Origin of the sequence: Sulfurimonas sp. ST-25 (genome assembly GCF_048079205.1) — a bacterium.
Lineage (GTDB): Bacteria > Campylobacterota > Campylobacteria > Campylobacterales > Sulfurimonadaceae > Thiomicrolovo > Thiomicrolovo sulfuroxydans.
Genome location: NZ_CP182225.1, coordinates 1,938,702 through 1,956,885 on the forward strand (window position 1 = coordinate 1,938,702; position 18,184 = coordinate 1,956,885).

The following is an 18,184-nucleotide window of genomic DNA, read 5'->3' on the forward strand; positions in this document are numbered from 1 at the left end:
TCGCCTTGACGGCCTGTGTGAACTGGGCGGCAGTGTATGTCGACGGCGTCGACACGATGCGGCGCAGCTCCTTGTTTACGATGGCTGCTTTCATTGGGCGATCTCTTTCTCGCAAATGAAGCGATCGGCGAGCAGCTGGTGGAGTTGCATCGTAGCGGTGATGTCGCTGAGCGCATTATGCGCATCGATTGGGATGCTGAACGCCTCGCATACAACTGCGAGCTTATCGCTTTTGGTATTGATGTGGCCGTGGTAGCGCAGGACCCCTACGAGTGCAAAGATATCAAGGGGCTTGTAGTTGAAGAAGTCGTCATAGTTGAGCTCGCAATCTTTGAACCACTCTTTCAGGAAGCCAATGTCGAACCCGACGTTATATCCTGCGATCTGGAGCCTTCCATCTTCGGGCTTATGCCTGGAGAGGAAGCCCCGGAATGCTTCCATGGCTTCATCGCTCGACGGGTAGAGTTTCAGCTCCTCTCTGTCTTTCCCGCTGATGTCGAGTGCCTGCTGGTCGATTTCGACCTCTCTGCGGTATGTGCCGGGGTTCACCATGGTTTTGAATATGTCCACAACCTCCCCGTCCTCGACGAGAATGCAGGCAATTTCGCGTAGGCCATGGCGCTGCGGGTCGAGCCCCGTCGTTTCTGTGTCGATGTAGAGTAACTTCTTTTTCATCCGATCTCCTTTTTGATCTGTTCATATTTGGCCCGGGCCTGCCGGGCGGTCCCGAACTGCTGCACGCTGCAGCGGCCGGCGTCGTTGAGCCAGACCTTGCAGTTCACGGCTTCGAGTTTGACGGCGGCGGTGTTGGTGGTGTGCTCTTCGCTGCATGGCGCCGCGGCGAACTGGTCGGGCGGGCATGTGAGGTAGAGGGGTGTCATGGCAGGGCTACGCATGCTCTTCCGATGCATCGCCGCAGTCGTTATACCTTGGCACGATGTTCTCACCGCATGCAGGACAGTATGTAATGATTGCCATGTCAGTGCGTTTCCTGCCCCACTTTAGAATGAGGCCACTGTTGTATTCAAGCTCGTGTTCAAAATTATAAACGGCCCTAATTGTAAGGCCAATCGAGTCGCCGTTTACACCCCTTATCGCCTCGCCGATGTTATCGCACGGATAGTAGTGTAATCCATCGTAGGAGCACTTTTTAGCCATTACTTATTCCTTATCAAAGCCACCAGACTTCCGGCAGCGTCAGTTCCGGCCCAGCGGGTGCGGGCAGACTCTTCCCGGCTTTTCTCAGCCCCGGGCGCCGGTCGGTCCGGTACAGCTGATGCCGCATGCCTTTAGCATGGCGGTAGTCTCCGCCAGCGTCCTGCGCATCGCGGCTTCCTCCCCTGCGGCCATGCTGCGGTGCAGCGCCCTTCTTGCCCTGATGTCGTTGTTGATGATGTTGAATGCCTGACATGTCATGCTTTCCTCTTTTTTGATTGTGCGGCGAAGCGGATGGGGAGCCGTTTCGCGTTCGGTTTTTCCGGCACCCCACCCGGCCCCAGCAGGGTGACGAGGCGGGGCTTCATGCCGCCAGCTCGCGCTTGATCTGTTTGAGCGACTTGACCAGCCAGAAACATGCACTGCGACTTGACAGATACTCGCCAAAATCGACCGTATCTCCATGCTTATATTTCACATATCTGCGATAGGCAGATCTGCGATCTCTTACAGTTTGTTCATATGCGAAAAGCACCGACTCATAGATGCGTTGGAGGCTTTCTCTATGCTCTTTTTTCGTCATGACTTTTTCCTTGTGATGGCGAAACCGCAAAAGGAGACCACGGGGAGAGTGTGTTACGGTATGCTCTGGTGTAACGGTTTTGGGTCAGCTTTGAGTGTGTGTTAAGGAGGAGAAACGAAGCGGGTTTCCCATGGTCTCTTTTTGCGGTTCGTGGTTGGCCGCCGCTGGGGGCGGATATGCTATAGGTTTACTTTGACGGCAGACCGATGGCGGTATTGAGCTCATCTGTTTTAATTGCCGGGACGTTTTTCTTTACCATTGCATCGAATGGAATCAGTTCTTCTGCTTCGGGCCATGCTTTGAGAAGTTGTCCTGTCGTGTTGACAGAGATCAGTAGACTAAAAACGCTTTCTTGGAGATTGAGGATCGCATTGCGATTGGCTTCCACATCGTACAGATAGTTCTCAATAATCGTTGACCATTTTCCAGTAGGGTCAAAACGCTGATTGACAGTTATGTTTGACTTTGCGCCAAGGATGTAGTGTGAATTCCCGTTATAGTAGACACGGATTGAATTCGACTTGTGAAACGGGCTCTGAATAGAGGATCGTGGAAGATCTTTCGTCTGTTCCATAAATTCAGACTCAATTTTTTCCGCCAGTGCTGCCTTCTCTTTACCCCCAAGCTGGTGGACTCTGATCTTTTCATAAAGCTCATACTGACGTTTTTTAAGTGCTTCTTTCTCTTTGAAGATCGGTGACATCTCGACTGCTTTTTTGACGATGACTTCTTTGATTTCCTTGGTGAGTCTTGGCATAGTATTCCTTTGCTTGATGATGGTAGGTACTTAGTAAATAAGCTCTCCGAGAAGCCGGCGGCCTCGGCAGGCGGCCCGTCCGCGCGCCGTGTAAAATTTAAAGCACGATATTGGTGGGTTGGCCGGTTTCTCGGAAAGCTCTTTGTGGTTGGCAGAGCGGGGATCGAACCCGCGACGATCCGGTTATGAGCCGGGGACTCTACCGCTGAGTTATCTGCCAGTGTTGGTGTGACCGGCAGGATTCGAACCGGCGGCCTCCAGATTAGGAATCCGGTGCTCTATCCTGCTGAGCTACGGTCACATGAGCTCTCAACGCTTCCGACGAACTCATATTTACCGAAGGATATTCCTTTGTGATGGTTTCGTTTTCTTTTACGTCGGAAGTGGTGAAAGCTCTGCAAGATGGTATACGGTTGAAGCCTCCGGCTTCTCAGCCGTCGCCGTAGCCGTAGCCGTCGCCGTAGCCGTAGCCGTAGCCGTCGCCGGAGCCGTCGCCGGAGCCGTAGCCGTAGCCGGAGCCGTAGCCGTAGCCGTCGCCGGAGCCGTCGCCGGAGCCGTCGCCGGAGCCGTCGCCGTAGCCGTCGCCGGAGCCGTCGCCGTAGCCGTCGCCGTAGCCGTCGCCGTCGCCGTAGCCGGAGCCGTAGCCGTCGATCTCTGGTTTATTCAGCTTCGACATCGGGACATCCTTGGATAGACTCGATTGCGTCTGCGCTACAGGGGATGATCTCGATTGCTTCAAGCCAGACGGACGGTAGTGCCGGTGCGATCTTGGATTTCTCCTGCTGAACGCCGTAAAGAGCAACGGCGCTGAGGCTGATAGACTTTTTAGCACACCAGCGCCACATGCGTCGTGCGTCTTTGATGATCACCTCGTTGCCAGCTTTCTGTGTGAGGGTGCCGAACCATACGCCTGCGGAGTATGTACGAATGATTACCTTCTCTCCAATCATGCCTTTGAGCCCGCCACTGCTCTTCTGGCTGCCGAACATGGCCGCCAACTGTTTTGCTTCTCCGATCGTCAGATCATCGATGTTTTTCATGGGGTTCCTTGAGTATTTGGTGTGGGCGTTTGCCCCGCCCACAGGTAGATACTCAGTTGTTAACCATTATTGAATAACTTGGGCTGCTTCATTTCACGCTGCGGCTGCAAGCCAGGGCCGCACTGGTGCCGGTCGGCATCTTCCCGCGGTCAAAGCTGGTGGGCTATCGCGGTGGATGTGGTGGCGTCTCGCGACGCGGGCGGACGTGGATAACGCATCCTTGTCCTGGGTGACGAAGCGGCGCGCAACCGCGCCGGATCATCGGGCGAGCCATAGGCTCAACGGAACCGGCCTAGACCGGATCGATTGAAGCTACGGTGATGTCGTTCTCTTCGGCGTACTCTCTGAAGCCGATGCAGTGCTCTTCCAGGTAGTCGAAGACGCTCTTGTGCAGCGGCGGGGTCTTGCCCTTGCGCTTGAACCGGTTTCCGATGGCTGTCTTGATGCTGCCCTGCGTCGTCCCAAGCTCGTTGGCCATCTGTTCGGGCGTACGCCCCGAAGCCCAGAGTCCTGACTTGATGTTTTCCCAAAGGCTGAGCGTGGTGTTAAACGTCATTTCCTGCAAACCTTTCATTGTCTTCGCTATAATTGTTATCGTTATGAAAACGTAAACGAATAGAGCCATTATAGACAATTGTCAAGTTAATTGTCAAGGCTATAGAGGAAAAGTATGAACAATCCTGAAAAATGGGGCGAGAGACTCCGCGAACTGCGTGAAGAAAAAGAGATCACACAGCAGACAATTGCCCAGACTGTTGATAAGGATGTAACACAGATCAGTCGCTATGAACGTGGGGGTGGAGCTCAGAAGATGCCGAAGTCCTTCAGAAGGGAATTGCAGGGTCTGTTCACACCGAAGGAAATTATTTACATTGAGACGGGCGAGCGCGTGAGTAACGGTGCCGTATTTACAATGAACGATACCAAGAATAATGGTGCCAATTACGCCAATCAGATAAATGGTGATGCTCATATCGGCGGCGGTACAATGATGGCCGAAGAAGATGCTACCGGCATGCTTAAAACACTGAAGAAAAGCGGCACTGGGATGGTTGCCATGGACTACTTCGGCGATGTGTATGCCAGCGCAGGCGGTGGGGCCTACAATGAAGAGGCGGCTATTTCGACCCCCATAGCATTTGAACGGTCGTTTCTGCGAAGTCATTTTGGGTTGGAGCAGTTTGCCGGCATGCACATCATCAACGCCACCGGCGACAGCATGTCCCCGACGATCATGAGCGGTGAGCTGCTGTTCGTGAACCCGTTTGAGAACGAGGGTTCCCGGATACACGACGGCGCCATCTACGTCATCATGTGCAGCGATGTTCTCCTGGTGAAGCGCGTCAGACGCAACCCCATCACAAAAGTAATGCGCCTAATCAGCGATAACGTCGATGTCGATGATATCGAGCTCGGGGAGGATGACATGGACAGTTGCAAAGTCATCGGCCGCGTCATCGGCCATTTTGAGAAGCTGTGATGCCTGCGTTCAACCAGAACGGGACAACGAACAACGGACCGACGGTGAACCAGCTGCATGGGAATGCCTATTTCTTCTCCTATTTTGAGGAGGCCCACCTCGACACAAAGGGGATGAAGGACTTCAAGGCCATCACAAACTACAGGCTCTATGAGATCTTGTACTACGTGCTTGCATTTTCATTTGTACTCCCGTCAGTGTACGCGGCCGAGGGCGTATCGAAGGCTATAGAGAACGACCTGTCATTTATGCTGTTCTTTCCACTGTTCCTGTCGTTGGGTGTCGTGTCTTCTATATTCGCAATCGACAAGCTGGCCGGTCATTATTCCATGACGAAGGTTTCACTGGAGAAGAACATTATGACCATGAAGGGGGTAGAGACCGACCTTGTAGATAGCGTTTATGAGGTGAAGCTTGGTGGGGTATTGAAAAAAAAGGTGCTGCTTTACCAGATCAGAAATGACAACGGCGATGTCAGAACATGGGAGCAGTCGATCACCTTTCGTTTCCGGGCGCAGGCGAATTTCTTTTACCGGTATGTGCAGTATGTGCAGCGGAAGAAGATGGAACAGATGATGAAGAAGGAGGTAGAGTAGCATAATGGGAATAGGGATCGATAATATAGAGCATCATTTACACCTCTTCCAGGGGCAAAATACGAGCTTCCCCTTTCAGGGATGGTGCGAACCAATTTATGCGGCGATGATTCGGGCATACCAGAACGATAACGGGCTGACTGTCACAATCGGAAACGACTATATTAAGAATATGATAACAGGCGAGTATCGTACCAATGCTACCTATAGCCCGATAGAAACAATCATCGGAAGAGCAGGAATTGAGAAAATATCATTGCACACCACTGATATCATGCTTAAAAATTTTCCGTCGCTCAAGCCCGAGGACAAAAAGGACCTGAAGGATTATTTGCAGTACCTTTTTATAGAGCTGATGAATAATGTTGCTGACCATGCCCACTCTGCTGTCGGCGGGTACACAATGGCGCAATACTTTCCGAGCGGAAGGCATATCCAGTTCGTGGTTGCCGACAGGGGTGTTGGCTTCCTTGAAAATATGAGACTAAATTACGATGATGTCAGCAGCGAGCTTGATGCGATAGTCAGAGCGTTCAACAAAGGCGTCACTTCCACCAGGCAGACAATGTATGGAGCTGCTAAAAATGCAGGATTTGGTCTCTATGCAATGCTCCAGATCATGCTGGAAACCGGCGGGAAGTTTGTCGTCATTTCGAATGGGGCTATGATGCGCTATAACGGGGAATTTGACATGATTGATCTTGATGTTCCGTGGAAGGGCGTCATTGTCGCTTTCGAGTTTGACGAAGCGAAAATCAACCATGATATGGATTACTTCAGGAACACATATTTATGGGGGGAAGACCTCGGGGAAGACGAGGACTTCTATAGTTAGGCGCTACGCTCTTTTGAGTATTTAATTACAAAGTTGATGGTATTTTTAATCCCATCCTTTGCATTGACCAGTTTCACTTTTCCACGGATATACTCGATGCCGAACGCACGGATAAAAATCCCGAAAAATTCATCAATGAAGGATTGTGTCACCTGGTCGACGCCTACGAAGTCAAGTGTAACTTCTTCACCGGCATCGAGCACAGGTTTCATTTTCTCCCTGATGATTTCACCGGCACCGCGAGAACCAATAAAGTCAAAACCACCGGTTTCCACTTTTACGTTGATTACGATGCTCATCGGATCACTCCTTTTTGGTGGCGTGATTATACCAAAGTGTAGAATAGATACACAAACAGTATAGTCATCATTTACCATCATTAATGCTTAAACGCTGTCACTAGCTGCGCAATGCAACAATAATTCTACTTCTCCTCTACAAGCCTACGTTCTGAAATGATACTCTTCACGGCATGCGTCGGCGAGGGGGATCCGTACCATGGTTCAGCTGTCATTTTTGAGCTTCACCATTGTCCCGGTAGCAAAAACTGACAAGATGCTTCCTGCGTTGCTGTTGTTGTAGGTATGCTCAATTTTAACCGCTATGACGGCATCGGCCCCGGCGAGATAAGCCTTTTCTCTCAGTTCTTTATGAATATCTCTGTTGGCGTCGGAGAGCGCACGCTCCAGCGAGTTGATTCTCCCGCCTACGATGTCGCGTACAAAGCTAAAGAGATCCTTGATGATGTTGATACCGTAGATGCGCTGCGCCGTCACCATGCCGAGTCTTGTCTCAACCTGGTCGGCGATAGCCATTTCGGTTGTGAGCATGATCGAGTTTACGGCGTTTGCATTTGCGGCAAGCTCTGCCTCGCGCTCTTTTTTCAGCGCTATTTCGTTGAAGACATCCGGCGACTGACACTCTTTGCAAAGCCCATCCACCATATCAAGAACACTTACTACTTTGCCGCAGCTTTTGCATGTTGCCATACAATTTTCCTCCAAAAAATGAAATATACTTGACAATAGACTAAACAATTGTCTATTATTATGTATTCCAACACCCTTATCTGAGCAGCAGTTGGAAACCCTTTGAGGTGCTGCTCTTCAGATATCGGGACTCAAAGGAGCCAAAAATGGCACTTCCGAAACACCCATTCATCTACAAATCCGTGATCGCAGCGATGCAGCTTTTCGGCAAGAGGCATTCTGTTTCTGAGCGGCAGCACTTTGCCCCGCTGCTCGGATACAACGGGCCGAACGACCACATCCAGCTCTCTTCTGCACTTAATTATACGACATACAACCCATATAAACCTAAACCGTTATCAATCGACCAGCTTGTCGTCCTTATCGAGGAGCTGGGGCCTGATGCCAGGCCGATCATGGACGCGCTCGCCAAAAAGGCCGGCGGCGTGTTCGTGACAGAGGCCCAGGCGGCCGCATCGCACGACGACGTCCGCGACGAGCTGCTGCAGATCGCGGCACTGGCAGGCGACCTGTCACAGCAGTTCCTGACCTCGCTGCACAACGACGGGGTCATCGACGACCTCGAAGCCGAAGAGCTCGCGAGGATTGCCTACGAAGCCAGGCGGCAGATCAAGGCATTCGAAAATATGATCGAACAGGCGAAACAACCCCACGAAGAGGAGTAGAGCATGCCGACGTTAAGATTCAAAAAGAACTCCACACCGTATACCCTTCACATAATCTTTATGAAGGGTGGGTCTCTTACCGACGACGAGGCGAGGGAGCTGAAGCCGATCAAGATAAGGAACATCGCCCAGCGGATTGCCGACCTGCATAACAAGCTGGAAGAGGCCGGTGTCGAAAGCCCATTGATGGTCTACGACGAGCCAAACGAGCGCCGCACCGGTACTCACGCCCGCTACTTCTACAAGGGGACCGGCTGCCCGTTCGAGCAGAAGCCCGGGGCGAGGATGTACTGATGAGTATCGATCGCATCAATCATATCCGGGCACGCGTCAAGTCGATAAGCAAGTACCCGTATACGCGCAAGGCACGCTTCTATGCCGTTGCCAGGCATCACCTGAAGCGCAAGGGTTATACGGGGGATGAACCATGCAGGTAGAGCTCTTCAACCCCGTATTCGAGCGGGCTATCCTCTCTTCCATCCTGTTCGACGCAGACCTTTTCATGGAGTACCGCCACCTTCTTTCTCAGCACATGTTCTACATGCCGTTCCATCGCAGTGCATACGCGGCCATGGAGGCGGTTGCCGACAACGGGAACCCGGTGTGCGAGGAGTTCGTCGCGGCCGAGCTGGAGAAGATGGGGCAGATGAACGAGCAGATGATGCTCGAGATGATGTCTGCCACGCCGATATCGAACCTGGCGGCGTACATCGAGGCCGTTGCCGACTTCGCCATGCGCCGTGACGTCATCGCCGCGGCCGACGAGTCGAAGCGGAAGATCGTCGAGGAGCACGAGAGCGGACAGGCATCTATCCTGGCGCTGCAGTCTACGCTGGCGAAGATAGCGGAAACGGACGTGGCGAGCGACGGAATCGTCATTCGGCCGCTGTACAAGGTCGCACACGGTGAGACGGAGTTCATCCTGAAAGACTGGCTGCCGATGCCGCGGGGGACCTTGTCGATCATCTCGGCGCCCGGGGGCACCGGGAAGACGTGGCTGGCGATCCAGGCCGGGATCCGGCATGCGATGGCGGATCCCGGTAAGCGTGTCGTGCTCTGGCTGAGCGAGGACCCTGACTTCGAGTCGAGATCCCGCGCGGAAGAGATAGCACGCATCATGTTCGGCAAAGCACTCGACGAGTTCCCTAACCTGGACATCATCGACGTTCCTCCGGTGCATATGATGAAGAACGGCGATCTGAATGAAGCGGCATTCTACCGCATGAAGCGGAAGCTGATGGTATACGATCTGATCGTTCTTGACCCGCTGCTGGGTTTCTACGGTGCGAAAGAGAACGATAACTCCGAAGCACGGATATTCATGCAGCCGTTCATGAACTGGGCCAAGGAGCGGAACATCGTCATCTGCTTCCTGCACCACAGCCGGAAAGGCGCGGACGACGGCTCGGCGAGTACCAGGGGCGCCGGGGCGATCGTGGATGCCTGCAGAGCCGTCTATGAAGCGGACCGCGTCTACGCCGACCAGCGCACAAAGGACCTCGACGAGAGCAACCTTCATATGAGGGAGATCACACTTCGCAAGGACAACTACGGGGCTATCAAGCTGCTGGGGCACCGGAAGGTACTGAGGCACACGACCCCGAGGCAGGCAGCCGTCGAAGTCGAGTATACGGGTCATATGAATGTAACCGATCCTGAACTTGGGAATATCAATATGGTGGTGATCAACTGATGCGATTCAATTACAGAAGCTACCCGATCGACTATATCAACGAGCTCAACAGCAAGCGCGGACTGCGCGGGCGTAAGAAGTCAAGGGCATTCATGGAGTACTGGAATGACAAGGAGAACGGGGAGCATAACTCCGAATCGTTCTATGCGAACTCGTGGGACGTTTCGCGGAGCACCGCGCATGACTGGGTCGTCGAATTCCACCATGAGTGCGAGCGGTATGTCGCCGGGATGCAGTTGAAAAATCAGCAACACTATAGCTATGCCGTAAAACAAACCGAGCAAACCGAGCAGAAGCAACCGAGCAAACCGAGCAGCGATAAAGCCCATGATTTAGGTGTGTTTGAAGAAGTAGCCGAGCAAACCGAGCAGAAGCAACCGAGGGAAGATTTTAATAAAGACAATAACAATAAAAGCGACGGCGAGTTTCATTACCTGTTTTTTACGTGTCAGGCTGCCGCGCCGAAGAATGTCGGAAACAGACCTGCAGCCAAAGAGGCGTGGGAGGGTTTTTCCGACAGCAACCCGCTTGGGTGGAAGGATATCGCGGCGATGTACCTGATGTATGTTCTGGATAAGCAGTCGCACGAGGGATTCATCCTCGGGCTCGCCCGTTTCCTGACCGAGTCGAAGTTCCTGGCGTACATGAACCCGAAGGTGAAGATCACCGACTCGAACGGAGGGGAGCACGTCGGCTATTACGACATGGCAAAGAACGAGCTCGTCGGCGACGACAACGTCGTGAAGCGCATCGCGATGGCTGTCTTCATGGGGCGGCTGCAGGCCGGGGCAGTCGAGTACCTCGGAGAGTATGCGGCGAAGGGGGCGTGATGGCAAAGGCTGACTTCAGCGGGGCATACCGCGGGCTTGACAAACTGATAAAGGCGCTGACAACGGTTGAACGGAAGGACGTGCCGTACATCACGATGACGGCGACGAATAACCTTGCCTTCGATGCGATGGGATCGATTCGTGATGAGATCAAAGGAAACCTCAACGTCAAAAAGAAGCAGATACCTAATGCACTCCGCGTGAAGAAAGCAACGAAGTCAAAGCCGTATGCTCTGCTCTATGCAGATGAGTGGAGCTGGCAGTATCGTGTGCTGGTCCATCACTTCGTCGGCGGGGACCGTGAGCGCAAGGGGATGGAGAAGGCGATGATCTACCTCGGTCTCATGCATCGGAACGAGATCCTCACCCCGTCGCCAGGCGTGACGATCAGGCCGAGCGCGTACGTTCAGATGATGAGTCAGATCAAGCTGTTCTACAAGGCAGGGTTCAACGCTAACGAGACGCAGGCGAGCCGGGCGAAAGGCGGCAGGAAGACAAGAGCGAGATACTTCGTCATCACCGGGCGTTCTAAGTCGCCGCTGGCCCCAGGGGTCTACGCAAGGATGCCAGGACATGATAAACCTATCTGCATGCTGCGCATTTCGGAGAAGCCGACCTATCGAAAGCGGTTGGATATGGAGGTCACCGTGCGGAAGGTCTATGCAAGAATGGGTAGAAAGCACCTATCCGATGCTGTCGCTCGAGCTGCGGCGATCAGAAATGCGAAGGGGTGGTGATGGCGCGGGTCCTTCTGGAAAGTGTATCTCCTGCGGGTAGTGTGAACCCCGGAAAGTCCCTATTTACCGAGGTTCAAACTTGCTTAACAATTCCAGAGTGGAACGTTCACTGAACAAATAACGAGGTGGTGAAGTGATTGATTTGATAACTGCAACTCAGTGTCTCAAACGTTTGAAGAATGACGGCATCCAGTACAGCAAATCGTATTTTTCGCAGATGGTTGCCGACGGGAAGATCCGGTACCACCACAAGCCTCCCAGCCCGAAAAAATTTTTCAAGTATGAAGAGGTCAAGCAGGACATCAACGACTCGAAAGACCCGACACGCGATGCCCAGAGAGAGGCGAACGCAAAGGCTCGGGTGGACGATAACGACCTGTTCAACCAGGAGATAAAGTACAAGACGCTTGGAACCATGAGTAGTGATGAGCTCGAAGAGTACCGCAGGACGCTGCAGGAGGCGGAGGATGCAAAGCAGGCCGCGCTCGCCGCAGGCGTCCCTGACGAAAACGAGCAGGATAATGAACATCCAGGGAGCAGTATCGCCGCGAATAAGGCCGACAAGGAGTACTGGCTTGGGCAGAAGGCGAAACTCGAGGTAGAGAAAATGCGCCGAGAGCTGATACCGATATCGGATGCGAAGGCGGCCGTTGAATTCATCTTCGCTCCTGTCAATACCAGGCTAGACGAGATCCCACATAAAATGCGTGCGTACTTCAACGACATGACGGAAGAGCAGTACTCCTGGCTGATCGATCACATCAATGGGATCAAAAAAGACATTGACTTCAGCGCTATGGGGGAAATATGAAGCTTTCATCGCAGATGCTCGAGGTCATAGAGTTCGGGTTTTCGCTCTTCAAGGAGAAGCCGAAGCTAACCGGAAGCCAGTGGGCTGACAGGTACTTCTGGCTCTCTCCTGAATCAAGTTCCCGCCCTGGGAAGTGGCACACGGACCCGTGGCAGGTTGAAATACTTGACGAGATGACAAACCTAACGACACCGTTCGTCGACGTCGAGAAGTCTGCCCGTGTCGGATACACGAAGATGCTGAACATCACCCAGGGCTACTTTATCCACCAGGACCCGTGTTCCATCCTCCATGCTCAGCCGACGGATGACGAGATCCGCGGGTATGCCGAGGACGAGTTTGAACCGATGACCAGGGATAACGAAGTCATCAGGCATCTCATAAATACTGACAGCCTGCGTGGGAGAAACAAAAAAGAGAAGACCGTCAAGAAGATGTACCCCGGCGGGATATGGGAGGGCATCGGGGCCCACTCTCCAAGGAACTTCAGACGCCGTACCACGAGAGTCACCATCGGGGACGAGATAGACGGCTGGCAGCTTGCCGCCGGTGAAGAGGGCGACCAGGTCCTCCTCCTCCATAAGCGGTCCAGCGGGTTCTGGAATAGGAAGAACATCACGGGCGGGACGCCGACGGTATTGAAGGCATCGAGAGTCCACAAGCGCTTCGAGGCCGGAGATCAGCGCCAGCGGTTTCTCCCCTGCCCGTATTGCGGCCACATGCAGACGCTTGAATTCGAAAACTTCCGCTGGGAAGTCGGAGACGACAGCGTTCTTATCAGAGAGTCCGTGGCCGTTGAATGCATAGAATGCCATAAGCTGATCAGAGAGTCGCAGAAGTACGGCATGGACCTGGAAGGAGAATGGATCGCCTCTAAACCTTTTAAAGGTCGCGCTTCCTTCAGGATCTGGTCAGCCTATGCTCACGACCCGCACTTCACATGGGCCGACATCGTCCAGGAGTGGCTCGACGCCATGGGTGATGACGAGGCAGAGAAGGTATTTACGAACACCGTGCTCGGGTTGCCGTGGGAAGAGAAACGAGACATCGCGCCGCCAGACGACCTACTCCTGCTCCGTAACGACACACCGAAGGGGGTAGTACCAAACGACACCTACACCATTGCCATGGGCGTCGACGTGCAGCTGGACCACTTCTGGGTGCAGGTTGCAGCGCTCAAATACGGCGCAGGAAAGCACTTCTTTTTCAATGGAAGGGTTGAGACATGGGCCGATGTCGAACGTGTGCTCTACACACAATGGAGCGGCGAGAACGGCGGATACGGCATGGTCAACATCTGTGCCGTCGACTCTGGCTTCAAACGTGACGAGGTTTATGAGTTCTGTGCCATGCATTCCGAAATCTGCATCCCGGTCAAGGGTGCGTCTGGCAAGCCGAAGAGCCCGTGGATCGTCAGCAACGTCGAGCGCGATATCGACGGCAGGACCATTGCGACCGGCCTTAAACTCTATATCATAGACACGGAGTACTTCAAGGACATGCTGCACTCCCAGATCCAGCGCTCCATCGAAATGGCGAAGCGCGGGGAAACGGCCCACGACAACCTGCTCAGCGTCCACGCCGAAGCGGACCAGGACTGGGCGAAGCAGATGACGAGCGAGTACAAGCACTGCGAGGTCAACAAAAAAACGGGCGTCGAGAAGTGGGACTGGCGCAAGATCTCACCGAAAGCAGATAACCACCAGTGGGATGACGCCGTTTACATCACATTCCTAGGGGAGCTGCTCGGGATACGTTTCATGCAGCGCGAATCCATAGCGCCGAAACGCGAAGAGCGCAGAAGGCCTCCAGCGAGCACCGGCGGAGACTACACGGACAATTTTTAAAAGGGGGAAATGATGAGCAACTTCTGGGACGGCAGGGAAAATATCAAAAATAGGCCATCGGTAGAGCGACGCACCGAGCGCGTCATCTACTACTGCATGGAAAAGTACTCCATCGGCATCGGGCTGGCGATAGAAAAGATCATGAAAGAGAAGATTTACGACGAACTCCTGGAGGAACTCAGCGTAATTTACCCCGATATCGCCCCTGCTTCCTAGCGAAATTTGTACAAATTCATGCGAATTTTTTTAAATTTTGCGAATTTTTTCGGGCATTTTTCAAGATGCATTTTTTAAAAAAATTAAATCAACGAACTTTAAACCCCTGTTTTACGAACTTTTGCACATCTAGCGAATTTTTAAAAAAAATGCTAGGTCTAAGTTTTTTGGCCTAGAGTAAATTTTGACATCCTGCGAAACTGCTGGCATCACTTCAAAAAAAGGATGCGACAGTGGCAAAGACACTCGGCCAGCGCCTCGACGCCGTTCAGACCGCAATGGACCTCGCTCTCTCCGGCCAAAGCTACAAAATCGCCGACCGAGAACTGCAACGCATCCCCTACAGTCTGCTCCAGAAACAGGAAGCAGACCTCCTCAAAAAGATCGAAGTCCACGGCCGTGATTATATACCCGGCCAAAATTCCGAACCGGTGATTATGAATGTCCCTGTCCGCTTTTCGTAAACTCGTCGGCCGCATCTATGCTGTAGAGATCATGACGATCGCGCTCTTGCTCTACGTACTGGGGGCCTTCATCCATCTTTCCGCCAACCCGGAACAATGGGCCATTGTCACGCGCATTATCCTCGGCGCTATTCTGGCGGGGTTCGTTCTGTTCTCCATGGTCGTCGGATCGCTTAAAGGCGGTGGAAAATGAGCCTGTTTCGTGATGCATTCGCTATTCAGCGCGGCTTCTACGAAGGCGGGAAGCTCCGCGGAGCGAACAACGACTTTTCAAACGCCGGCGGATCCTTCGAGGATACGGCGTCTCCGGACCGTGCCGTCATGACACAGCGAGCGCGATGGCTGCATGAGAACAACGGTATCATCTCCGGCATCGACCACAGTATCAAGGTCAACACGCTCGGGGCGCACGGCCTGCGTTTTCAGTCAAAAACCGGCATCGATTACATTGACAAGGCAATTGAAGTCCACTACCAGGAATGGTGTGAGCCTAAAAACTGCGACATCACACGCCGTCAGCACAACGGCGACCAGCAAAAACTCATCCTCGGCCAGCGGATGTGCGACGGTGAGATCTTGATCCAAAAGAAACTGACGAACGACAAACGCCACCCGCTGAAACTGCAGATGTTCGAAACGGACCGTTTCGACACGATGCCGTTCAACTCCGCTGCGGAAGTTGTCGACGGTATCGAGGTAGATGCATACGGTGCCCCGCAGAAGTACCGCCTGCGCGACGGACTGTTCAGCACAAAAAAGGTCGATGCGTCCGATGTCATTCACTACTACAAGATGGCGAACAGGTACACCCAGTACCGTGGCATCAGCGAGTACAAGCAGGTCATCATCGACCTGCGGAACCTCGCCGGGTTCAACTCTTCGTTTATCCAGGCCATTCGATCGAGATCCGGCGTTGCGATGGTTATCGAGACGGACAACGTCTCAGGCCGTGTCGGTGCCCTGTCAAAGAGCGAAACGACATACGACCCAATCTATGACATCAACGGCGTCATGGTCCACTACCTAAACAAGGGCGAAAAACTATCATCGCTAGATCAAAGCATCAACGGCACCGAATACGGAGAGTTCATGCGCACCGCCATCCGAATGATCGCCGTCGGCAGAAAAGTCAGTTATGAGCTGGCGTTCCGCGATTATTCCCAGGTGAACTTCTCATCAGGGAGACTCGGCCGGATGGAGGACCACAGGCTCTTTTCAGAAGAGCAGTGGCACATGGCGACCTATGTGCTCAACCCGCTGTATGAGGCGTGGCTCGATGCCAACGTGATGGCGGGAAATATCAAGGGCCTCTCCCCGGATGCCTACTTCGCCGACAAAAAGAAATTCGTGCAGCCCCGCTGGATCGCCCCGGCGCGGGAGTGGATCGATCCGCTCAAGGACATCAAGGCCTTCATCGAGGAGTACAACCTCGGCGGCGCCAACCTTGGTGATTACGTAGCGAGCAAGGGGAAAGACCTTGAAGAAGTACTGGAACAACGCAAAAAGGAGAATGAAATGCTCAAAGCGGCAGGAATCTTGACAGAGGAGGAAGCCAATGCCTAAAGGCAAGATACTGGAAAAGAAGAAGCTGCTCGAGAGCAGCGAGTTCGCGCGTGCCGTCATCGACCCCGGTTCGGTCAACGAGGAGCAGCGCAGCGTCGAGATCCTGATCTCGACGGAGACGCCGATCCGCCGCACCGATTACTGGAGCGGGCAGCAGTACGACGAAGTATTGCTCCATGGAGAGGAAAATGTCGACCTGACCCGGGCCGCCACCGCGAAACTGCGCTGGATGCACGGGTCGGGCAAATACGGGGAACTCCCGCTCGGGCCCCTTGAGAACGTTCGTCTCGAAAGCAAACAGCTTAGAGCGGTAGCTCGTTTTTCCGAAGCCAACCCTGATGCTGAAATGTTCTGGCGGATGGTGCTGGAGGGGACACTGACGGAGATCTCCGTCGGCGGGAGGAAACGCGACGTGCGCATCACCGAGCGCGACGGCGACGTGCCGCTCGTCGAGGTGATCCGCTGGGAGTTCAAGGAGGCGTCCCTCGTGGACATTGGTGCCGACCCGTCTGCCGGGATCGGTCGTAGCGAAAACTCAAATGAAGGAGACATCATGAATAAACTCGATGAACTGCGCCGCCAGCTCGATGAGCTGAAGGCTAAAAATGCCGACCAGGCAGACATCAACCGCAAAGAGAAGGAGCTCGACGACGAGATCAAACGCGTCAACGAGGAGAACATCGACCTGCAGCGCCGCGCCGGCATACAGGCTGTCATCGATGAGAACGAAGGCATCTTCGACAAAGAAGATGTGAAGCGCTTCCTCGGTGATAAAAAAGAAACGGCGGAAACGGTCGCTCGCGCTATGCTCGCCATAAAGCGTGAGCATCAGGAAGACGTAGGCTTCCAGCGCGGCCAGCAGGCGGGGGAGGATGACATCAAGCGTGCCGTCGCCGACAGCCTTCTGGTTCGCTTCGGCGTCGCCGTCGTTGATCCGCACCCCGATGCCGGAAACTATGCCGGTGCATCGCTGCTGGAGATCGCCCGCGCCATCACCGGTTATACAGGCTTCAACCGCGAAGAACTGATCGAGCGTGCGATGAGCACGTCCGACTTCCCGGTCCTGCTCGGAAACGTTGCGAACAAAATGCTCGCGACGGCGTTCGAAGAGGAGATGGGGACGTTTGACGCCTGGACGACCTCCATCGATGTCAAGGACTTCAAACAGGGGACAGCCGTCGCGATGAAGGCGGGCGGACGCCTGCAAAAAGTTGCAGAGAACGGTGAGCTGAAAAACATCGAGTTCTCCGAAGAGGGCGAAGTGTTCAAGCTGGAGACGTTCGGAAACGAATTCCGCGTCACACGCCAGATGCTCATTAACGATGACCTTGGAGCGTTCACGAATATCATCGATGAGTTCGGACGTATGGCCCGCCGTACAGCGAACGGGCTTGCCTATGACCTGCTGCAGGGCAAGGGTGACTTTGCATCCTACACCATGAGTGACGGTGTCGCTATCTTTGACGCATCTACACACAAAAACTACGATGCGTCCGGCGCTGCGGTTTCCTCTTCCACCCTGACGGCGGGCCGCACGAAAATGCGCCGCCAGACGGACAAAAAGGGGAACAAGCTCAATATCGCTCCGAAGTTCCTCCTCGTGCCGCCGGAGCAGGAGACGGCCGGTCGCCAGCTTCTCACCAGCGAAGCAGATCCGGCATCTACCAACAGCGGCGTCGCGAACCCGCATCGCAACTCGATGACGCTGATCGTCGATTCTGAGCTCGATGCGGCTCCGTGGTACCTTGCAGCCGACCGCCGTACCATCAAGGTGCTCTATCTCCAGGGGACAAACCGCCGCCCGGTCGTCCGGGAAAAGCAGCGTGACCTCACCGGGGTGACATATGAGTGTGTCTTTGACTTCGGTCTCTACGCGGAAGACTACCGCGGACTTTACAAAAATGCCGGCGCCTAAGCCGGTAA

26 protein-coding genes and 2 tRNA genes are annotated in these 18,184 nt (G+C 53.8%); 15 read left to right on the forward strand and 13 right to left on the reverse strand.

The window, feature by feature from the left end; genetic code table 11:
* Nucleotides 1–90: 90 nt before the first annotated feature.
* The 11 genes from ACM66T_RS10065 to ACM66T_RS10115 all read right to left on the reverse strand — a co-directional run bounded on the left by ACM66T_RS10065 (nucleotide 91) and on the right by ACM66T_RS10115 (nucleotide 4,091).
* A complete protein-coding gene (locus ACM66T_RS10065; RefSeq protein ID WP_416768498.1) occupies nucleotides 91–675 on the reverse strand; it encodes an exonuclease domain-containing protein in 585 nt (194 codons plus the stop codon).
* Nucleotides 672–896 carry a hypothetical protein gene (locus tag ACM66T_RS10070; RefSeq protein ID WP_416768499.1) on the reverse strand — a complete coding sequence of 75 codons (225 nt, stop codon included), beginning with the start codon at nucleotides 894–896 and terminating at the stop codon, nucleotides 672–674. Before ACM66T_RS10070 ends, ACM66T_RS10065 begins: the two co-directional genes overlap by 4 nt.
* Entirely contained in the window at nucleotides 889–1,158 is a 270-nt protein-coding gene (locus tag ACM66T_RS10075; protein WP_416768500.1) for a hypothetical protein, read from the reverse strand. The genes ACM66T_RS10070 and ACM66T_RS10075 overlap by 8 nt, the downstream gene beginning before the upstream one ends.
* 84 nt (nucleotides 1,159–1,242) lie before the next feature.
* Nucleotides 1,243–1,416, reverse strand: a complete 174-nt coding sequence (locus ACM66T_RS10080) for a hypothetical protein (RefSeq protein WP_345969615.1) — start codon at nucleotides 1,414–1,416, stop codon at nucleotides 1,243–1,245.
* 103 nt (nucleotides 1,417–1,519) lie between these two features.
* On the reverse strand, nucleotides 1,520–1,738 hold the full coding sequence (locus ACM66T_RS10085; RefSeq protein ID WP_416768501.1) for a hypothetical protein: 219 nt from the start codon (nucleotides 1,736–1,738) through the stop codon (nucleotides 1,520–1,522).
* Nucleotides 1,739–1,925: 187 nt separating this feature from the next.
* Nucleotides 1,926–2,495: an Nmad5 family putative nucleotide modification protein gene (locus ACM66T_RS10090; RefSeq protein ID WP_416768502.1), complete on the reverse strand. Its 570-nt coding sequence runs from the start codon at nucleotides 2,493–2,495 to the stop codon at nucleotides 1,926–1,928.
* Between the two features lie 145 nt (nucleotides 2,496–2,640).
* A tRNA-Ile gene (locus tag ACM66T_RS10095) sits at nucleotides 2,641–2,715 on the reverse strand.
* A gap of 4 nt (nucleotides 2,716–2,719) precedes the next feature.
* Nucleotides 2,720–2,796, reverse strand: a tRNA-Arg gene (locus ACM66T_RS10100).
* A gap of 129 nt (nucleotides 2,797–2,925) precedes the next feature.
* On the reverse strand, nucleotides 2,926–3,171 hold the full coding sequence (locus tag ACM66T_RS10105; RefSeq protein ID WP_416768503.1) for a hypothetical protein: 246 nt from the start codon (nucleotides 3,169–3,171) through the stop codon (nucleotides 2,926–2,928).
* On the reverse strand, nucleotides 3,155–3,535 hold the full coding sequence (locus tag ACM66T_RS10110) for a DUF6948 domain-containing protein (RefSeq protein ID WP_416768504.1): 381 nt from the start codon (nucleotides 3,533–3,535) through the stop codon (nucleotides 3,155–3,157). The genes ACM66T_RS10105 and ACM66T_RS10110 overlap by 17 nt, the downstream gene beginning before the upstream one ends.
* A 292-nt stretch (nucleotides 3,536–3,827) precedes the next feature.
* Nucleotides 3,828–4,091, reverse strand: a complete 264-nt coding sequence (locus ACM66T_RS10115; RefSeq protein ID WP_345969618.1) for a hypothetical protein — start codon at nucleotides 4,089–4,091, stop codon at nucleotides 3,828–3,830.
* Between the two features lie 114 nt (nucleotides 4,092–4,205).
* Between ACM66T_RS10115 and ACM66T_RS10120 the strand changes: the two genes are divergently transcribed.
* Genes ACM66T_RS10120 through ACM66T_RS10130 form a run of 3 tightly spaced genes read left to right on the forward strand, consistent with a single transcriptional unit; the run spans nucleotide 4,206 to nucleotide 6,446 of the window.
* Nucleotides 4,206–5,015: an XRE family transcriptional regulator gene (locus tag ACM66T_RS10120; protein ID WP_416768505.1), complete on the forward strand. Its 810-nt coding sequence runs from the start codon at nucleotides 4,206–4,208 to the stop codon at nucleotides 5,013–5,015.
* Nucleotides 5,015–5,611: a hypothetical protein gene (locus ACM66T_RS10125; protein WP_345969620.1), complete on the forward strand. Its 597-nt coding sequence runs from the start codon at nucleotides 5,015–5,017 to the stop codon at nucleotides 5,609–5,611. The genes ACM66T_RS10120 and ACM66T_RS10125 overlap by 1 nt, the downstream gene beginning before the upstream one ends.
* A 4-nt stretch (nucleotides 5,612–5,615) precedes the next feature.
* Nucleotides 5,616–6,446, forward strand: coding sequence for an ATP-binding protein (locus ACM66T_RS10130; RefSeq protein ID WP_345969621.1), 831 nt, complete (start codon nucleotides 5,616–5,618; stop codon nucleotides 6,444–6,446).
* On the opposite strand, the gene ACM66T_RS10135 is transcribed toward ACM66T_RS10130, so the two are convergent.
* Nucleotides 6,443–6,745 (reverse strand): STAS-like domain-containing protein, encoded by a 303-nt coding sequence (locus tag ACM66T_RS10135; protein WP_345969622.1) that lies wholly within the window; start codon nucleotides 6,743–6,745, stop codon nucleotides 6,443–6,445. The genes ACM66T_RS10130 and ACM66T_RS10135 overlap by 4 nt on opposite strands.
* Before the next feature lie 204 nt (nucleotides 6,746–6,949).
* The gene (locus tag ACM66T_RS10140; RefSeq protein WP_416768506.1) at nucleotides 6,950–7,435 is read right to left on the reverse strand and encodes a YbjQ family protein; all 486 of its coding nucleotides are present in this window, start codon (nucleotides 7,433–7,435) and stop codon (nucleotides 6,950–6,952) included.
* Nucleotides 7,436–7,581: 146 nt separating this feature from the next.
* Here ACM66T_RS10140 and ACM66T_RS10145 point away from each other — a divergent pair, with 146 nt between their 5' ends.
* The 12 genes from ACM66T_RS10145 to ACM66T_RS10200 all read left to right on the forward strand — a co-directional run bounded on the left by ACM66T_RS10145 (nucleotide 7,582) and on the right by ACM66T_RS10200 (nucleotide 18,176).
* Entirely contained in the window at nucleotides 7,582–8,100 is a 519-nt protein-coding gene (locus ACM66T_RS10145) for a phage regulatory CII family protein (protein ID WP_345969624.1), read from the forward strand.
* A gap of 3 nt (nucleotides 8,101–8,103) precedes the next feature.
* Complete coding sequence (locus ACM66T_RS10150; protein ID WP_416768507.1) at nucleotides 8,104–8,394, forward strand: hypothetical protein; 291 nt, start codon at nucleotides 8,104–8,106, stop codon at nucleotides 8,392–8,394.
* Between the two features lie 133 nt (nucleotides 8,395–8,527).
* A complete protein-coding gene (locus tag ACM66T_RS10155) occupies nucleotides 8,528–9,793 on the forward strand; it encodes an AAA family ATPase (RefSeq protein ID WP_416768508.1) in 1,266 nt (421 codons plus the stop codon).
* A complete protein-coding gene (locus tag ACM66T_RS10160) occupies nucleotides 9,793–10,623 on the forward strand; it encodes a hypothetical protein (protein ID WP_416768509.1) in 831 nt (276 codons plus the stop codon). The genes ACM66T_RS10155 and ACM66T_RS10160 overlap by 1 nt, the downstream gene beginning before the upstream one ends.
* Nucleotides 10,623–11,360, forward strand: coding sequence for a phage tail protein (locus tag ACM66T_RS10165; RefSeq protein WP_416768510.1), 738 nt, complete (start codon nucleotides 10,623–10,625; stop codon nucleotides 11,358–11,360). Before ACM66T_RS10160 ends, ACM66T_RS10165 begins: the two co-directional genes overlap by 1 nt.
* Nucleotides 11,361–11,493: 133 nt before the next feature.
* Complete coding sequence (locus ACM66T_RS10170; RefSeq protein WP_416768511.1) at nucleotides 11,494–12,171, forward strand: hypothetical protein; 678 nt, start codon at nucleotides 11,494–11,496, stop codon at nucleotides 12,169–12,171.
* A complete protein-coding gene (locus tag ACM66T_RS10175) occupies nucleotides 12,168–14,018 on the forward strand; it encodes a terminase gpA endonuclease subunit (RefSeq protein ID WP_416768512.1) in 1,851 nt (616 codons plus the stop codon). Before ACM66T_RS10170 ends, ACM66T_RS10175 begins: the two co-directional genes overlap by 4 nt.
* A gap of 12 nt (nucleotides 14,019–14,030) precedes the next feature.
* Nucleotides 14,031–14,234, forward strand: a complete 204-nt coding sequence (locus ACM66T_RS10180; RefSeq protein WP_416768513.1) for a hypothetical protein — start codon at nucleotides 14,031–14,033, stop codon at nucleotides 14,232–14,234.
* Between the two features lie 233 nt (nucleotides 14,235–14,467).
* On the forward strand, nucleotides 14,468–14,698 hold the full coding sequence (locus tag ACM66T_RS10185; protein ID WP_416768514.1) for a hypothetical protein: 231 nt from the start codon (nucleotides 14,468–14,470) through the stop codon (nucleotides 14,696–14,698).
* On the forward strand, nucleotides 14,676–14,891 hold the full coding sequence (locus ACM66T_RS10190; RefSeq protein ID WP_416768515.1) for a hypothetical protein: 216 nt from the start codon (nucleotides 14,676–14,678) through the stop codon (nucleotides 14,889–14,891). The genes ACM66T_RS10185 and ACM66T_RS10190 overlap by 23 nt, the downstream gene beginning before the upstream one ends.
* On the forward strand, nucleotides 14,888–16,261 hold the full coding sequence (locus ACM66T_RS10195; RefSeq protein WP_416768516.1) for a phage portal protein: 1,374 nt from the start codon (nucleotides 14,888–14,890) through the stop codon (nucleotides 16,259–16,261). The genes ACM66T_RS10190 and ACM66T_RS10195 overlap by 4 nt, the downstream gene beginning before the upstream one ends.
* Entirely contained in the window at nucleotides 16,254–18,176 is a 1,923-nt protein-coding gene (locus tag ACM66T_RS10200; protein ID WP_416768517.1) for a Mu-like prophage major head subunit gpT family protein, read from the forward strand. The genes ACM66T_RS10195 and ACM66T_RS10200 overlap by 8 nt, the downstream gene beginning before the upstream one ends.
* The last annotated feature ends 8 nt before the right edge of the window (nucleotides 18,177–18,184 follow it).

Excerpts from the sequence above, each read along its gene's own strand:
- ACM66T_RS10065 (WP_416768498.1), bottom strand. The coding sequence starts at position 675 with ATGAAAAAGAAGTTACTCTACATCGACACAGAAACGACGGGGCTCGAC.
- ACM66T_RS10070 (WP_416768499.1), bottom strand. The coding sequence starts at position 896 with ATGCGTAGCCCTGCCATGACACCCCTCTACCTCACATGCCCGCCCGAC.
- ACM66T_RS10075 (WP_416768500.1), bottom strand. The coding sequence starts at position 1,158 with ATGGCTAAAAAGTGCTCCTACGATGGATTACACTACTATCCGTGCGAT.
- ACM66T_RS10080 (WP_345969615.1), bottom strand. The coding sequence starts at position 1,416 with ATGACATGTCAGGCATTCAACATCATCAACAACGACATCAGGGCAAGA.
- ACM66T_RS10085 (WP_416768501.1), bottom strand. The coding sequence starts at position 1,738 with ATGACGAAAAAAGAGCATAGAGAAAGCCTCCAACGCATCTATGAGTCG.
- ACM66T_RS10090 (WP_416768502.1), bottom strand. The coding sequence starts at position 2,495 with ATGCCAAGACTCACCAAGGAAATCAAAGAAGTCATCGTCAAAAAAGCA.
- ACM66T_RS10105 (WP_416768503.1), bottom strand. The coding sequence starts at position 3,171 with ATGTCGAAGCTGAATAAACCAGAGATCGACGGCTACGGCTCCGGCTAC.
- ACM66T_RS10110 (WP_416768504.1), bottom strand. The coding sequence starts at position 3,535 with ATGAAAAACATCGATGATCTGACGATCGGAGAAGCAAAACAGTTGGCG.
- ACM66T_RS10115 (WP_345969618.1), bottom strand. The coding sequence starts at position 4,091 with ATGACGTTTAACACCACGCTCAGCCTTTGGGAAAACATCAAGTCAGGA.
- ACM66T_RS10120 (WP_416768505.1), top strand. The coding sequence starts at position 4,206 with ATGAACAATCCTGAAAAATGGGGCGAGAGACTCCGCGAACTGCGTGAA.
- ACM66T_RS10125 (WP_345969620.1), top strand. The coding sequence starts at position 5,015 with ATGCCTGCGTTCAACCAGAACGGGACAACGAACAACGGACCGACGGTG.
- ACM66T_RS10130 (WP_345969621.1), top strand. The coding sequence starts at position 5,616 with ATGGGAATAGGGATCGATAATATAGAGCATCATTTACACCTCTTCCAG.
- ACM66T_RS10135 (WP_345969622.1), bottom strand. The coding sequence starts at position 6,745 with ATGAGCATCGTAATCAACGTAAAAGTGGAAACCGGTGGTTTTGACTTT.
- ACM66T_RS10140 (WP_416768506.1), bottom strand. The coding sequence starts at position 7,435 with ATGGCAACATGCAAAAGCTGCGGCAAAGTAGTAAGTGTTCTTGATATG.
- ACM66T_RS10145 (WP_345969624.1), top strand. The coding sequence starts at position 7,582 with ATGGCACTTCCGAAACACCCATTCATCTACAAATCCGTGATCGCAGCG.
- ACM66T_RS10150 (WP_416768507.1), top strand. The coding sequence starts at position 8,104 with ATGCCGACGTTAAGATTCAAAAAGAACTCCACACCGTATACCCTTCAC.
- ACM66T_RS10155 (WP_416768508.1), top strand. The coding sequence starts at position 8,528 with ATGCAGGTAGAGCTCTTCAACCCCGTATTCGAGCGGGCTATCCTCTCT.
- ACM66T_RS10160 (WP_416768509.1), top strand. The coding sequence starts at position 9,793 with ATGCGATTCAATTACAGAAGCTACCCGATCGACTATATCAACGAGCTC.
- ACM66T_RS10165 (WP_416768510.1), top strand. The coding sequence starts at position 10,623 with ATGGCAAAGGCTGACTTCAGCGGGGCATACCGCGGGCTTGACAAACTG.
- ACM66T_RS10175 (WP_416768512.1), top strand. The coding sequence starts at position 12,168 with ATGAAGCTTTCATCGCAGATGCTCGAGGTCATAGAGTTCGGGTTTTCG.
- ACM66T_RS10180 (WP_416768513.1), top strand. The coding sequence starts at position 14,031 with ATGAGCAACTTCTGGGACGGCAGGGAAAATATCAAAAATAGGCCATCG.
- ACM66T_RS10190 (WP_416768515.1), top strand. The coding sequence starts at position 14,676 with ATGTCCCTGTCCGCTTTTCGTAAACTCGTCGGCCGCATCTATGCTGTA.
- ACM66T_RS10195 (WP_416768516.1), top strand. The coding sequence starts at position 14,888 with ATGAGCCTGTTTCGTGATGCATTCGCTATTCAGCGCGGCTTCTACGAA.
- ACM66T_RS10200 (WP_416768517.1), top strand. The coding sequence starts at position 16,254 with ATGCCTAAAGGCAAGATACTGGAAAAGAAGAAGCTGCTCGAGAGCAGC.